The sequence below is a fragment of the Blautia sp. MSK.18.38 genome (assembly GCF_024460535.1).
Lineage (GTDB): Bacteria > Bacillota > Clostridia > Lachnospirales > Lachnospiraceae > Blautia_A > Blautia_A fusiformis.
In genome coordinates, this window is sequence record NZ_JANFYP010000001.1 from 127,519 (window position 1) to 142,000 (window position 14,482).

Genomic DNA, 14,482 nt, shown 5'->3' on the forward strand with positions numbered 1-14,482 from the left:
TGTCGAAAATGCCTGTTATGCAAAAAGCATCCGGATCGGTAATTGTCCTTTATTACCGATCCGGATGCTTTTATTATACATTTCTTCATTGTTCGTGATACTGTCTGAAAAATTTACGCAGTCCGTCCAGTGCTTTTACCAGCACTTCTGTCTCATTCTCATTCAGCTCTGCGATCACCGCTTCTGTCATCTGCCTATGAAACTCCGCATGATGATGATATGCCATACGTCCCTTATTTGTAAGCTGGATAAATACCACACGCCGGTCCTTCTCACTTCGCTCTCTCTTCACATAGCCTTTTTTTACAAGACTGTTCATAGATGTTGTGAGGGAGCCTACGGTGATCTTAAGCTTGGCTGCAATGGAGGACATGTTCCCCCCTCCAAGGCCTACAGCCTCGATAATGTGCATATCATTGTTGGAAATATCTTTATATTTATCTGTGATGATGGCTTCCTCCTCCAGTCGGAGGATCTCATTGAACAGATTCACCAGCACGTCATTTATAACTTCCCGATTGTCCACTCTACCCGCTCCTGTTTCTCCGGAGCAAAAAGGCTTCTCCGGTTCTCTGTTTATGAAGCCATCGTAACATAAATATGGCATTTTTTCCACTGGATTTTTACTTTGCGGGCTACAAAATCACTGCCCTTATTGCTTCTACATTTTCCGGAAACGTTCATAGCGATGTTCCAGAAGCTTCTCCGGCTCTTCTTCGCCATATTTCTCAAGAAAATCCGCAATTCCGTTTTCCAGATAACCTGCGATATCATTTATGTTCTCACGGCTTACAGGCTCTGCTTCCGGAATCACATGCTCGATCATCCCCATCTGGTAAAGGTCTGCAGCTGTGAGCTTCATCACTGCTGCTGCTTCCTTTGCCTTTTTGCTGTCTTTCCAGAGAATGGAGGCAAAGCCCTCCGGGGACAGGATGGAATAAACGGAATGCTCCAGCATCCATACCTCATCTGCCACCGCCAAGGCAAGGGCACCTCCGCTTCCGCCTTCACCGATCACAACGGAAAGCACCGGCACTGTGAGACCTGCCAGTGTATAGAGATTTTTTGCAATGGCTTCACCCTGTCCACGTTCCTCTGCTTCCAGCCCGCAGAATGCGCCTGGTGTATCTACAAGGCAGATCACCGGACGGTGAAATTTCTCTGCCTGCTGCATCAGGCGCAGGGATTTCCAGTACCCCTCCGGAGATACCATTCCGAAATTCCGGGTAATGTTTTCCTTTGTACCCTCTCCTTTTTCCTGTGCAAGGACAGTTACCGGCTGTCCGTGGAAAAATGCCACACCACCGATCACTGCCGGATCATCCCCGCAGTGACGGTCTCCGTGAAATTCCATGAAATCGTCAAAAAGCGCTTCGATGTAGTCCTTTCCTGTAGGACGTGTTTTGGCTCTGGCAAGCTGAACATGTTCCCAGGGAGTGAAATCTCCGGATGGAACGAAGTCCGGCCAGATCCTATTATCTTCCTCAACAGTTTTCATCGATTCCTGATTGTCAGACTTGAACCCATTTTTAATATCCGTATTATCGGACTGTACATTATTCAGGACTTTATCCTGATGTAATCTCAGAATATCCGCCAATACGATCCTCTGCTCCTCACGCTTTACGATCTTGTCCACAAAGCCGTGTTCCAGAAGAAATTCCGCTCTCTGGAAGCCTTTGGGAAGCTTTTGTCCGATGGTCTGTTCGATCACTCTGGGACCTGCAAAACCGATCAGCGCTTTCGGCTCTGCCAGGATAATATCTCCCAGCATAGCAAAGCTTGCCGTCACGCCGCCTGTTGTCGGGTCTGTGAGGACCGGCACATAAAGAAGTCCAGCATCGCTGTGCTTCCGGATGGCCATACTGGTTTTTGCCATCTGCATCAGGGAAACCAGGCCCTCCTGCATTCTGGCACCGCCGGAACAGATATAGAGGATTACCGGCAGCTTCTCCTCTGTGGCACGTTCAAAAGCCCGCGTGATCTTTTCCCCCACGACTTCTCCCATACTGGACATCATGAAACGGCAGTCACAGACACCAAGTGCCACAGGTGTCCCTTTTATAGTACATTTTCCGGTAACTACAGCCTCATCAAGCCCTGTCTTTTCACGAAGCCCCTGAAGCTTTTCTTCGTAGCCTCTGTACTGAAGGGGATTCTTTTCTTCCATGTGAGCATCCCACTCCACAAAGCTCTTTCTGTCTGCGATCAGTTTGATCCGACGATAAGCGGGTACATGGAAATAATTTCCGCAGTGGGGACAGATGTATTGATTCTGCTTTACCTCGTCTACAAAAACCGCCGCTTTGCAGGCGTTGCATTTACGCATCAGGTTATCCGGCACCTCCGGAATGTTTTCCTGTTCCTCACCCCGGATATCCCTGACTGTTTTTTTGAACATGTGCTTAATTCTCATTGATCTTCACTCCCGCAATGATATGGCTGGCAAGAAAGCCAGTGTCAAAGTTTCCGGACTGATAATCCTCATCTTTCAGGATTTCGTACTGATAGTCAATATTTGTATCGATTCCGTCAATGATCACCTCACCAAGAGCACTCTGCATTTTTGCAATGGCTTCTTTTCGGTTACCTGCATGAACGATCAGCTTCGCAAGCATGGAATCATAATATGGCGGGATCTTACAGCCGTTATACACACAGGTATCCACACGGATCCCGTTTCCTCCCGGAAAATGCGCTCCCTGGATAGTTCCCGGCGAAGGACGGAAATTTTTTTGAGGATTTTCAGCATTGATCCTGCACTCAATGGCGTGTCCCTGGATCCGGACATCCTCCTGAGCGATCTCAAGAGGCATTCCGGAAGCGATCTTCAGCTGCTCCTTTACAAGATCGATACCTGTTACCCACTCTGTCACCGGATGTTCCACCTGGATCCTTGTATTCATTTCCATAAACCAGAATTTTCCATCCGGTTCCAGAAGAAATTCAATCGTTCCCGCATTTACGTAACCGGCTGCTTTCGCCGCCGTCACCGCCGCATGCCCCATTTTTTCTCTTAATTCCGGAGAAACTGCAGCACTTGGAGATTCCTCGATCATCTTCTGATGATTTCTCTGGATGGAGCAGTCACGCTCTCCCAGATGGATCACATTTCCGAAGCTGTCTGCAAGGATCTGAAACTCAATATGTCTCGGATTTACCACGAAATGTTCAATATACATGGTACCGTCGCCAAAAGCGATCTCAGACTCTTTTCTGGCGGTTGCATAGGCTTCTGGAAATTCCTCCGGTGTGTTTGCCACACGCATGCCTTTTCCGCCGCCGCCAAGAGCTGCCTTGATGATCACCGGATAACCGATCCTCTCAGCTTCCTTAAGACCGGTTTCAATATCCTCCACATCCCCTTCGCTGCCCGGGACTACCGGAACACCAGCTGCGATCATGGTGCTTCTTGCAATTTTTTTGTTGCCCAGCATACGGATGACCTTTGATGGAGGACCCACAAATGTGATCCCGCATTTTTCACAGAGCTCCGCAAATCTGGCATTTTCAGAAAGAAAGCCAAATCCCGGATGAATGGCATCCGCACCGGAAACCATGGTTGCACTGATGATCTGTTCCATATTCAGATAGCTCTGTGCAGATGGTCCCGGTCCGATACAGATTGCTTCGTCCGCCAGCTGTGTGTGAAGGCTTTCCTCATCTGCCTCAGAATAAACCGCCACTGTGGCAATTCCCATTTCTCTGCAGGCACGGATAATACGCACCGCGATCTCGCCTCTGTTGGCGATCAGTAACTTTCGAATCATACAATCACCTTACCCGATCATAAATGTAAGCTCAGCCTCTACGGCAACCTCGCCATCCACAGATGCCACTGCAGAACCAATGCCTACAGGACCCTTTCTGCGGATGATCTTTGTTTCAAGACGGAGCTTGTCTCCCGGAGCTACCTTTCTGCGGAATTTACACTTGTTGATACCTCCGAAATAAGCGGTTTTTCCCTTCATGTCCTCCAGGGAAAGAATGGCTACCGCACCCACCTGTGCCAGCGCTTCTACCATCAGAACACCCGGCATTACCGGCTCCTGGGGAAAATGTCCCCGAAAAAAATCCTCGCGGAAGGTCACACATTTATATCCGACAGCAAATTCACCCGGCTCATAATCTTCAATATAGTCCACAAGCAGAAACGGATGTCTGTGTGGAATGATCTCCTCGATCTGTTTTACATCAAGATGCTTCATTCTCTATCCTCCTGAAACAATAATTTTTCTTATTCTCTGATTCTGATCTGAAGGTACTTATCGGATACGGAAAAGCTTCTGACCGTATTCTACCGGCTGTCCGTTCTCCACATAGATCTCTGCGATCTCGCCGTCAAAATCACTTTCGATCTCATTCATCAGCTTCATAGCTTCCACGATTGCAAGAACCTGGCCTTTTTTTACCTTGTCTCCCACCTGAACGTAAGGAGGAAGATCCTGGGACGGTGCAGCATAGAAGGTTCCTACCAGCGGAGATGTTACCAAGCTGCCTGTCTGATCTTCCCCGCTCTGTGGTACGGTTTCCGACTGCTCAGTACCTTTCACTCCCTGTGCTTCTGCCACAGTTTTTCCTGTCACTGTCACTGCCATTTCATCTGTTGAAGCCGGTACCACAGGATCTTTGCCTGCCACCGGTGCTGTATTCACTGCCCTGCGGACTTTTCCACCGGTCATTCCTACTGCCGGAATGTTTTCCACAGTTTCTCCCATAACCCCCTGGATGATCTGTGGCTTTCCATGCTCCATACTTAAGGTCAGATCTGCTGTCTCATATGTAAAGGCAGTAAGCTCTGATGCAGATACGTGATCGATCAGTTCAAGAATCTGGTTAAATTCCATAGCTTCAGTCCTCCTCATACTTCTTTACAAGCAATGTTCCGTTGTGTCCTCCAAATCCAAGGGAATTGCTCATTGCATAACGAACTTCCTGTTTTGCCGGAGCGCCGATCATATAGTTCAGATCAAGCTCCTCCTCTGTTTCTGTTGTTCCCACTGTCTGATGGATAAATCCGTCCAGAATGGATTTTACGCATACGATAAACTCAACAGCTCCTGCTGCGCCAAGAAGATGGCCCACCATGGATTTTGTGGAATTGATCTTTACATCCTTGGCAGCGTCCTTAAACGCAAGCTTGATAGCTCTTGTTTCAAACAGGTCATTGTGATGTGTTCCGGTTCCGTGTGCATTGATATAATCCACCTGCGCCGGTACAACACCTGCTTCCTTCATGGCATTTTCCATAGCACGTGCGGCGCCGCTTCCGTCCTCGGCCGGAGATGTGATATGGAAAGCATCTGCAGTTGCACCGTATCCCACAACCTCTGCCAGGATATTGGCATTTCTCTTTTTGGCATGCTCAAGCTCTTCCAGAACAACCACACCTGCACCCTCGCCCATAACAAAACCGCCTCTGTCTTTATCAAACGGAATGGATGCACGCAGCGGATCCTCACTTGTGCTCAGTGCAGTAAGGCTTGCAAAGCCTGCGATACCGATAGGGCAGACAGCTCCCTCTGTACCACCGGCAAGCATTACATCTGCATCACCATACTGAATGGCACGGAAAGCATCTCCGATACAATGTGTTCCTGTCGCACATGCCGTTACCACGTTGGTGCATTTTCCTTTTGCGCCGGTAGCGATAGAAACATTTCCGGCTGCCATATTTGTGATCATCTTCGGAACAAGAAGCGGATCCACTCTTGAAGGACCTTTTTCCATAAGCTTCTTCTCATTGGTCTCGGTAGCCTGAAGACTTCCCACACCGGAGCCGATGATAACGCCTACCATGTACGGATCTTCCTCTTCCATCTTAAGCCCGGAATTTTCCACTGCTTCCAGTGCAGCTGCTACCGCATACTGGGAAAAAGGCTCCATTCTTCTTGCAGTTCTCGGATCCATGCGATCCTTTGCCACAAAATCTTTAAGCTCTGCTGCCAGTGTTGCCTTGTATCCGGTCGTATCAAAACGGGTGATCGGTCCGATCCCCACCTTTCCTTCTTTTACTCCGTTCCAGAAGCTTTCCACATCATTTCCGATCGGTGTTACTGCTCCAAGTCCTGTTACTACTACTCGTCTTTTCATCAATCTATCCTCCTGACTCCGGGGAGCCTTCTTTACATTGCCATTCCGCCGTCTACGCGAAGTACCTGTCCTGTGATGTAACGTGCACCGTCTGATGCCAGAAATGCAGCTGCCTTTGCCACGTCTTCTGTTGTTCCCATGCTTCCCATGGGGATAGATGCCGCAATATTTTCTTTTACTTTGTCAGAAAGCACGTCCGTCATATCTGTTTTGATAAATCCCGGTGCAATGGCGTTGACCGTGATCCCTCTGGATGCCAGCTCCTTTGCAGCGGATTTTGTAAGACCGATGATCCCGGCTTTGGATGCCGCATAATTGGCCTGTCCTGCATTTCCACGAAGGCCTACCACCGATGAAAGGCTGATGATCCGGCCGCTTCTCTGCTTCAGCATCATTCTGGACACATGACGGATGCAGTTGAAGGTTCCTTTCAGATTGATGTCAACAACTCTGGAAAAATCTTCCTCACTCATTTTCATGAGAAGTCCGTCCTTCGTAACTCCGGCATTATTTACCAGGATATCAACACGTCCGTATTTCTCTGCAACAGCTTTGAAAAAAGCTTCACATGCATCAAAATCTGCCACATTGCACTGCAGGATATCTGCCTGGCCGCCGGCTGCCTCGATCTCTGCTTTTGTTTCCCGGGCTTTTTCTTCTGAGCCGTTATAATTGATCACTACAAGGTTTCCTGCTTTTGCAAGCTCCAGGGCGATGGCTTTCCCGATCCCACGTGCACCGCCTGTTACAACTGCGATTTTTTTCTCTGACATATGAATTCCTTTCTGATGTTATGCGGTCATCCGTGATCCGCATTTGTTACCTGGCATTTCTGTCTGTTGCACTATGCCTGCTTTATTTTTGATTCTTTATCTTTTTTTCCAATATTTATACTAGTTCCTGGCAGACCTTCTCTGCATCTTCTACGGTCTGGATGTTATATACTTTTACATTTCTGTCGATCTTTCTCATAAATCCGGCAAGGGTTCTTCCCGGTCCGATCTCAATAAATGTATCTACTCCCTGACGGATCATATTTTCCACACTCTGCTGCCAGCGCACGGAAGAAGAAATCTGTTTTTCCAGAAGTGCTTTTGTTTCCGCCGGATCTTCCACATACTCTGCGGTCACGTTTGTCACATACGGGATTTTAAGTTCATGAAGTGTGACACCCTCCAGAACCTTTCCCAGTTCTTTTCCTGCAGTGGCAAGCATTGCGGAGTGGAACGGTCCGCTGACATTTAACGAGATCACTCTTCTTCCTCCGGCTGCCTTCAGCTTTTCAGAGGCTTCCGCAACAGCCTCCGCAAGGCCTGTGATCACGATCTGGCCGGGACAGTTGTAGTTTGCAATGCTTACATCTGCAATGTCTGCAAGCACTTCCTCGATCTTCTCTGTCTCCATTCCCATAACTGCTGCCATGCTTCCCTTACCTGCCGGAACTGCCTGCTCCATAAGGATTCCCCTTTTTCTCACGGTAGTAACAGCATCCTTCAACTCCATGCCGCCGGCAGCTTCAATAGCGCAGTACTCGCCAAGGCTTAATCCTGCAGTTACATCCGGATGAAGTCCCATCTCCTCTACCACCTTCTCCATGGCAAGACAGGTAGTGACCAGTGCAGCCTGTGTATATTCAGTCAGGTCAAGCCTGTCATTTTCTTCAAAGCAAAGTGCTTTCATATCCAGATCCAGCCACTCACCGGCAGAGTCGAAAACATCCTTTGCTGTATCGTATTTCTCATAAAAATCTTTTCCCATTCCGGCCTTCTGTGCACCCTGGCCCGGAAAGATGAATGCTGTTTTTCCCATTTATTATTCCTCCACAAGAAAACTGTTTTTCTTTACAGTCTCTTTTGTCTCTCTGATCAGTCTTGCCATCAGCTCCTTACAGGTCGGTACATCCTTTACCATACCTGCGATCTGTCCGGACATAACGCTTCCGGTTTTTACATCGCCGTCAACAACAGCCTTCCTGAGGCCACCAAGTGTCAGCATTTCCAGTTCTTCAAAGGATGCACCTGCAGCTTCTTTCTCCAGATATTCCTTTGTCATAGGGTTTCTTAAGGTACGGACCGGATGACCTGTGGTACGGCCGGTTACTCTTGTGTCGATATCCCTGGCTTTCAGAAGGAATTGTTTGTAATTCTCATGTACGTGACATTCCTCTGTTGCCACAAATCGGGTTCCCATCTGTACGGCTTCTGCACCCAGCATAAAGGCTGCCGCGATCCCACGACCGTCTGCAATTCCACCTGCTGCAATTACCGGGATCTTTACTGCATCCACGACCTGCGGTACCAGCGCCATAGTGGTTGTCTCACCGATATGTCCGCCAGACTCGGTTCCCTCTGCTACCACTGCATCTGCGCCACAGCGCTCCATTCTTCTTGCAAGAGCTACAGATGCAACAACCGGGATCACCTTTACTCCGGCAGCTTTCCATGCTTCCATGTATTTTTCCGGGTTTCCGGCACCGGTTGTTACTACCTTGATTCCTTCTTCTACTACGATCTTCGCAACCTCATCGGCACTTGGACTCATCAGCATGATGTTTACACCAAAAGTCTTATCTGTCAGTTTTTTCGCCTCACGGATCTGCTCACGCACCCACTCTGCCGGTGCGTTTGCCGCTGCGATCAGTCCCAGGCCGCCTGCCTCGGATACTGCTGCCGCAATGTGATGATCTGCCACCCAGGCCATACCGCCCTGGATGATGGGATATTCAATACCAAGTAATTCTGTAACTCTTGTTTTCATCTTTTACCTCCGGAAAATTAAATCAAGCGGATAAAAGCATCCGCGGTTTATTTGGATCAAGCGGATAAAAACATCCGCATTCACTACGTAGCCTTATTTTAACAATTCATTAACAGGGGCTTTAATACTCGATCAGGCTTGCTCCGTACGTCAGTCCGCCGCCGAAGCCTGCAAGGACCATTCTGTCACCCCGCTGCAGTTTTCCGCTTTTTTTCATCTCATCCAGGAGGATAAGAAGACTTGCGGAAGAAGTATTGCCGTATCTGTCCATATTCATAGGGAACTTGGAAATGTCTTCTCCCAGCCGCCTTGCTGCGGAACGGATGATCCGCTCATTTGCCTGGTGGAGAAGATAATAACTGATATCTTCACAGGAAACCTGCTCTCGGGAAAGAAGCTCCTTCACAGCCTCCGGTACCTTGCTCACGGCAAAGCTGAACACTTCCTTTCCGTTCATCTGTATGTAGGTTTCCTTTGCCTTCGGATCATTTTCATAACGGATCTGATTTCTGCTCTGTAAAGTAAGTGCACCGCCTTTTTTTCCAATGGAATGGGTTACCTGTGCATAGCTTCCACCCTCTTCTGCTCTCAGCACGACTGCTCCCGCACCATCCCCGAAAAGAATGCAGGTGCCACGATCTGTCCAGTCCGTTAAACCGGACAGCTTTTCCGCACCGATCACAAGGGCATTCCTATATATTCCCTGGGCCAGGTATGCCTGCGCAGTGTTCAGTGCCAGAAGAGATCCTGTGCAGGCGCCGTTCAGATCAAAACAGGTAGCCTTTTCCGCTCCGAGCCGCTCCTGCACCCCACATGCCACACAGGGCATGATCTCTGTTGGAGAAATGGTTGCCACAAGGATCAGATCGATTTCTTCTGCCTTCATTTCTGCGTCTTCCAGAGCTTTTAATGCTGCCCCCGCTGCCATCGTCACAGTATCTTCGTCCTCTTTTGCAATATGTCTCTGTACCACACCGGTTCTTTCCCGAATCCACTGATCACTGGTTTCCACCATCTTTGCCAGATCGTTGTTATCCCACACTCTGTCCGGTGCCCACGAACCGGTTCCACATATTTTACCTGTCATATTTTTCTCCATGATATCTGTCTTAAATCAGTCTGTATAAATCTGTACTGCTGTTCTCTGAATTATCTTTTATCTTAAAATATTTTGATTATCAAATTATATCATCATAAAAGTATTTGTCAAGAAGGAATTTTTGAGCATCCTTTTATGAAAAAAATAACAGCTGCCCCAGGCGTGGAGTATTGGTCTCTCCTCTGTCCTGTGACAGCTGTCTTATTTTTTTCAGACAGGTATTGTATTTATGGTTATTGCATTTATAGTTATTGCCTTCATAGTTTTACTTCATCGCCCACTGTACCAGGCACACCACACCAATCTGCACCAGCAGTATCACCGGTACACCAATTGCAAATCTGGCTTTTCGGGTTTTGTGGTGAAAAAATCTCATGCCAAGGATCGCCCCGACGCTGCCACCGATGACAGCACTTAAGATCAAGGTCTTCTCCGGGATCCGCCATTTATTACGACGGGCTTTCTGCTTGTCAACTCCGAAAAGCACAAAGGCCAGGATATTGACTGCAAGCAGATAATAATATATGTAATCATTCATGATAGCTCCCTCCGGGCTCTGTGTCCTGTATTTCGGACAGTAACCGATTTATGTATTCATTGCAGTTTGATGATCAGCACCGGTATGGGCGGATCATTAGGCCGGTTTGCATATTCCGACAGGATCACCAGATATTTATGAGGATCCAGCTGACGGATAAACGCAAGCATCTCATCCCGTTCCTGATATCCCGTATCCCCGCCACTGTAAATGCAAAGTGTCATAAGTCCGCCTTTTTTCAGAAGCTTAAGTCCGCTTTCTACCGCTCTTTTGCTGCTGTCTGCTCTGGTCGCCACCGAATGGTCTCCGCCGGGAAGATATCCCAGATTAAAGGTGATGCAGGACACGGTTTCTTCTTCTGCATAAACATCCATATTCTCATGAGACTCCAGAAGAAGCTGATAATTTTCCGGACAGTTATCTCTTTTCAGTCGCTCCTTCGTATGTTCCAGTGCCTGCTTCTGAATGTCAAAAGCCAGAACCCGTCCCCTTTTTCCTGCAAGCTGGCTTAACAGAGCCGTGTCATTGCCATTTCCCATTGTTGCATCGATACAGATGTCTCCCGGCATGACCTGCTGCCGTATAAAATGCTGCATGTATGCAGTGATCTGAAGATTTTTCATTTAAAAATCCTTTCAAAATTCTCTTACAGTTCATGATAATACGGACAGATATCCTCATAATGTCCATCCTTCATACGGAACCCCTTCGGGATCACGCCAAGCTGGGTAAATCCAAGTCTCTCATAAAGATGTCTTGCAGGAACATTGCAGGCCACAACCGCATTAAACTGCAGGACACCAAAACCATGCTCTTTTCCCCGGGTCAGACAGTCGGATACCAGCTTTTCTCCTATGTGAAGTCCTCTGGAATCTCTGCTTACCGCATAGCTGGCGTTACAGATATGACCGCATCTTCCGATATTATTCGGATGAAGAATGTAAAGTCCGTAAACTTTTCCGCTTTCCGCATCTACTGCTGCAGCTGTATAGGTCTGTTCTGAAAAAAAAGCTTTTCCTGTCTCTTCGTTAAGGCATTCTTCCTGTGGAAAAGCCACACCGTCTTCTACAACCTCATTCCATATCCGGATCAGATCCGGAAGATCTTTTTCTTCGTATTTTCTTACTGTAACATTCATGATGATCTTCTCCTCTATTTAAGCAGCTCCACATTCCGTCCATTTCTTTGGATCACACCCTCATCCGAAAGATTTTTGATCTCCCGCATCATGGCACTACGGTCCACACTTAAGTACTGGGCCAGTGCAGTATAGGACATGGGCAGCTTGAATTTCCCGGCATTTTTTTCCGCAGCCAGAGAATGCAGATAGGCTATCAGCTTCTTTCTGGTGGAGGATCGTGAAAGCATGTATATCCGATCCGTCTGCTGCCTGGAACGGAGGGCTGTCATCTGCAGAAGATTACTGACCATCTGGCTGTGATGATGACAGGCATTTTCACAGCGCTTGATCACATGCTCATAATCAATAAACAGCACCTTCGTCACGGTAGTAGCACATACATAATAATGCTGGGAATCTGACGGAAGCAGAAACGGTTCGCCAAATACACTGTCCCTATTCAGTTCATCGATGACATACTCATTTCCATCCTCGTCACAGCAGTAGAGAACTGCTCTTCCCTCCTGGATCAGACCGATCTTTTTCATGGAGCTGGAATATTCCATGATGGTTTCTCCATTCTGAAAAACTTTCTCCCGGACTTTAAAGCAGACACGCATTCTTTCCTGTTCTTCGGGCAAAATATCCGTAAATAAAGTGATATGCTCCATAAATTTTCCTCCCACCGGCAAAATACTCTTCCGCATATCTGTACTTTCCTCTTTGTATACAAGACTATGTAAGAGGACTCTCAAAGCAACTATCCGCATTTTATTTTGCTGCATGTTTCTGATTTTATACCAGCACGAAAAAAATGTAAAGTCTGGAAATTTTTCCTGTTTTGTTGTATTTGCAACAGTTTTTGCCATCAATTTCTGTTATATTTTTATCAAAGTTAAGAAACAAACAAATCACTGAAGCATATAAATAAATCCACCATAGAAAGAAAAGAGGAATCGCTCATGAAAATCACAGATACCATCAAATATGTAGGCGTTAATGATCATCAGGTTGACCTTTTTGAGGGCCAGTACAAAGTTCCGAACGGCATGTCCTACAACTCCTATGTGATCCTGGACGAAAAAATTGCGGTTATGGATACGGTAGATGCAAATTTTACTCACGAATGGCTTGATAATATCCAGAAAGTTCTGGGTGACCGGAAACCGGATTATCTGATCGTACAGCATATGGAACCGGATCACGCAGCCAACATCGCAAACTTCCTGAAGGCTTATCCGGACACCATCGTTGTTTCCAACAAAAAAGCCTTCGCCATGATGCAGAACTTCTTTGACCTGGATCTGGAAGGTCATCAGATCATCGTAGATAACGGCAGAACCCTTTCCCTTGGAAAACACGATCTGACTTTTGTATTTGCACCGATGGTTCACTGGCCGGAGGTTATGGTCACTTATGACAGCACAGAAAAGGTTCTTTTTTCCGCAGACGGCTTCGGAAAATTCGGCGCCCTGGATGCAGAGGAACCATGGGACGATGAGGCAAGAAGATACTATATCGGCATCGTTGGAAAATATGGTGTGCAGGTGCAGAACCTTCTGAAAGTAGCCGCAGCTCTGGATATCCAGACCATCTGCCCGCTCCACGGACCGGTTCTTACTGAAGATCTTGGACATTATATTAGCCTCTATGATACCTGGTCTTCCTACACACCGGAGGATGACGGAATCGTGATCGCCTACACTTCTGTATACGGTCATACAAAAATGGCCGTTCAGCAGTTGGCCGATAAATTCCGCAGCAAAGGATGTCCAAACGTTGTTGTCTATGATCTTGCAAGAGACGATATGTCCCAGGCACTGAGCGATGCTTTCCGTTACTCCAAGCTGGTTCTCGCAACCACCACATATAATGCAGGCATCTATCCGTTTATGAACGACTTTATTACCCGTCTGACAGAGCACAACTTCCAGAACCGCACGGTAGGACTGATTGAAAACGGAACCTGGGCACCGCTGGCAGCGAAGGTTATGAAAGAAATGCTTTCCAAATGCAAAAAGATCAGCTGGCTGAATACCACAGTTAAGATCATGTCTGCAGTAAACGAAGAAAACCGCAGGCAGATGGAAGCTATGGCTGATGAGCTCTGCCAGGAATACATTGCAAAAAGCGATGATCTTGCCAACAAGAATGATATGACTGCTCTGTTCCGCATCGGTTACGGCCTCTATGTGGTAACCTCCAACGATGGCAAAAAGGACAACGGTCTGATCGTCAATACCGTTACACAGCTTACCGACAACCCATATCGCGTGGCTGTCAACATCAACAAGGCAAACTACTCTCACCACGTGATCCAGCAGACCGGTATCATGAACGTAAACTGCCTGTCCACAGATGCTCCGTTCTCTGTTTTTGAGCAGTTCGGCTTCCAGTCCGGCAGAAGCACCGATAAATTTGCCGGACAGAAAGTAAACCACTCCGACAACGGCCTGGTATTCCTGGACAAATATATCAATGCTTTCATGTCCCTGAAGGTAGAAAACTATGTGGATCTCGGCACTCACGGAATGTTCATCTGCAGCGTCACAGAGGCCCGTGTCATGAGCGATCAGGATACCATGACTTACACCTACTACCAGAAACATGTAAAGCCAAAGCCACAGACCGAGGGCAAAAAAGGCTGGGTATGCAAAGTCTGCGGATACATCTATGAAGGCGATGAACTTCCGGAAGATATCATCTGCCCGCTGTGCAAGCATGGCGCTGTGGATTTTGAGCCGATCGAAGGATAAGACTGAAATCCCCATAACATAAATTGATTTAATCCGGTTACAGCTCCCTTATTTTTACAAATTATAAACCACAAAAAAGACAGGCTTCTGAGGTGGCCTGTCTTTTTTGTATTATCATC

At 47.4% G+C, this 14,482-nt stretch carries 15 protein-coding genes; 1 reads left to right on the forward strand and 14 read right to left on the reverse strand.

Annotation, left to right across the window (positions count from 1 at the left end):
- Window positions 1-85: 85 nt before the first annotated feature.
- The 14 genes from NE638_RS00645 to NE638_RS00710 form a co-directional block, all read right to left on the reverse strand.
- Window positions 86-526: a MarR family winged helix-turn-helix transcriptional regulator gene (locus NE638_RS00645; RefSeq protein ID WP_022427168.1), complete on the reverse strand. Its 441-nt coding sequence runs from the start codon at window positions 524-526 to the stop codon at window positions 86-88.
- Between the two features lie 135 nt (window positions 527-661).
- Window positions 662-2,416 carry an acetyl-CoA carboxylase carboxyl transferase subunit gene (locus tag NE638_RS00650; RefSeq protein WP_015525546.1) on the reverse strand — a complete coding sequence of 585 codons (1,755 nt, stop codon included), beginning with the start codon at window positions 2,414-2,416 and terminating at the stop codon, window positions 662-664.
- Window positions 2,406-3,770 carry an acetyl-CoA carboxylase biotin carboxylase subunit gene (locus NE638_RS00655; RefSeq protein ID WP_015525545.1) on the reverse strand — a complete coding sequence of 455 codons (1,365 nt, stop codon included), beginning with the start codon at window positions 3,768-3,770 and terminating at the stop codon, window positions 2,406-2,408. The genes NE638_RS00650 and NE638_RS00655 overlap by 11 nt, the downstream gene beginning before the upstream one ends.
- Before the next feature lie 9 nt (window positions 3,771-3,779).
- Window positions 3,780-4,208, reverse strand: coding sequence for a 3-hydroxyacyl-ACP dehydratase FabZ (gene fabZ, locus NE638_RS00660; RefSeq protein WP_015525544.1), 429 nt, complete (start codon window positions 4,206-4,208; stop codon window positions 3,780-3,782).
- 57 nt (window positions 4,209-4,265) lie between these two features.
- On the reverse strand, window positions 4,266-4,847 hold the full coding sequence (gene accB, locus NE638_RS00665; RefSeq protein WP_110925794.1) for an acetyl-CoA carboxylase biotin carboxyl carrier protein: 582 nt from the start codon (window positions 4,845-4,847) through the stop codon (window positions 4,266-4,268).
- Between the two features lie 4 nt (window positions 4,848-4,851).
- Window positions 4,852-6,093 (reverse strand): beta-ketoacyl-ACP synthase II, encoded by a 1,242-nt coding sequence (gene fabF, locus NE638_RS00670; protein WP_114001521.1) that lies wholly within the window; start codon window positions 6,091-6,093, stop codon window positions 4,852-4,854.
- A 32-nt stretch (window positions 6,094-6,125) separates the two neighbouring features.
- Entirely contained in the window at window positions 6,126-6,866 is a 741-nt protein-coding gene (gene fabG, locus NE638_RS00675) for a 3-oxoacyl-[acyl-carrier-protein] reductase (RefSeq protein WP_015525540.1), read from the reverse strand.
- Between the two features lie 115 nt (window positions 6,867-6,981).
- Window positions 6,982-7,902, reverse strand: a complete 921-nt coding sequence (gene fabD / locus NE638_RS00680) for an ACP S-malonyltransferase (RefSeq protein WP_173745608.1) — start codon at window positions 7,900-7,902, stop codon at window positions 6,982-6,984.
- A gap of 3 nt (window positions 7,903-7,905) precedes the next feature.
- A complete protein-coding gene (gene fabK, locus NE638_RS00685; RefSeq protein ID WP_173745609.1) occupies window positions 7,906-8,850 on the reverse strand; it encodes an enoyl-[acyl-carrier-protein] reductase FabK in 945 nt (314 codons plus the stop codon).
- Between the two features lie 121 nt (window positions 8,851-8,971).
- Window positions 8,972-9,937, reverse strand: coding sequence for a beta-ketoacyl-ACP synthase III (locus tag NE638_RS00690; protein WP_015525537.1), 966 nt, complete (start codon window positions 9,935-9,937; stop codon window positions 8,972-8,974).
- 277 nt (window positions 9,938-10,214) lie between these two features.
- Window positions 10,215-10,487 (reverse strand): DUF1294 domain-containing protein, encoded by a 273-nt coding sequence (locus tag NE638_RS00695; RefSeq protein WP_022427174.1) that lies wholly within the window; start codon window positions 10,485-10,487, stop codon window positions 10,215-10,217.
- Between the two features lie 56 nt (window positions 10,488-10,543).
- Window positions 10,544-11,110 (reverse strand): class I SAM-dependent methyltransferase, encoded by a 567-nt coding sequence (locus NE638_RS00700; protein WP_015525535.1) that lies wholly within the window; start codon window positions 11,108-11,110, stop codon window positions 10,544-10,546.
- A gap of 23 nt (window positions 11,111-11,133) precedes the next feature.
- The gene (locus NE638_RS00705) at window positions 11,134-11,625 is read right to left on the reverse strand and encodes a GNAT family N-acetyltransferase (protein ID WP_021652772.1); all 492 of its coding nucleotides are present in this window, start codon (window positions 11,623-11,625) and stop codon (window positions 11,134-11,136) included.
- Between the two features lie 14 nt (window positions 11,626-11,639).
- Window positions 11,640-12,278, reverse strand: coding sequence for a Crp/Fnr family transcriptional regulator (locus NE638_RS00710; RefSeq protein WP_173722343.1), 639 nt, complete (start codon window positions 12,276-12,278; stop codon window positions 11,640-11,642).
- Between the two features lie 291 nt (window positions 12,279-12,569).
- On the opposite strand from NE638_RS00710, the gene NE638_RS00715 reads away from it, so the two are divergent.
- Entirely contained in the window at window positions 12,570-14,363 is a 1,794-nt protein-coding gene (locus tag NE638_RS00715; RefSeq protein ID WP_173745610.1) for a flavin reductase, read from the forward strand.
- The last annotated feature ends 119 nt before the right edge of the window (window positions 14,364-14,482 follow it).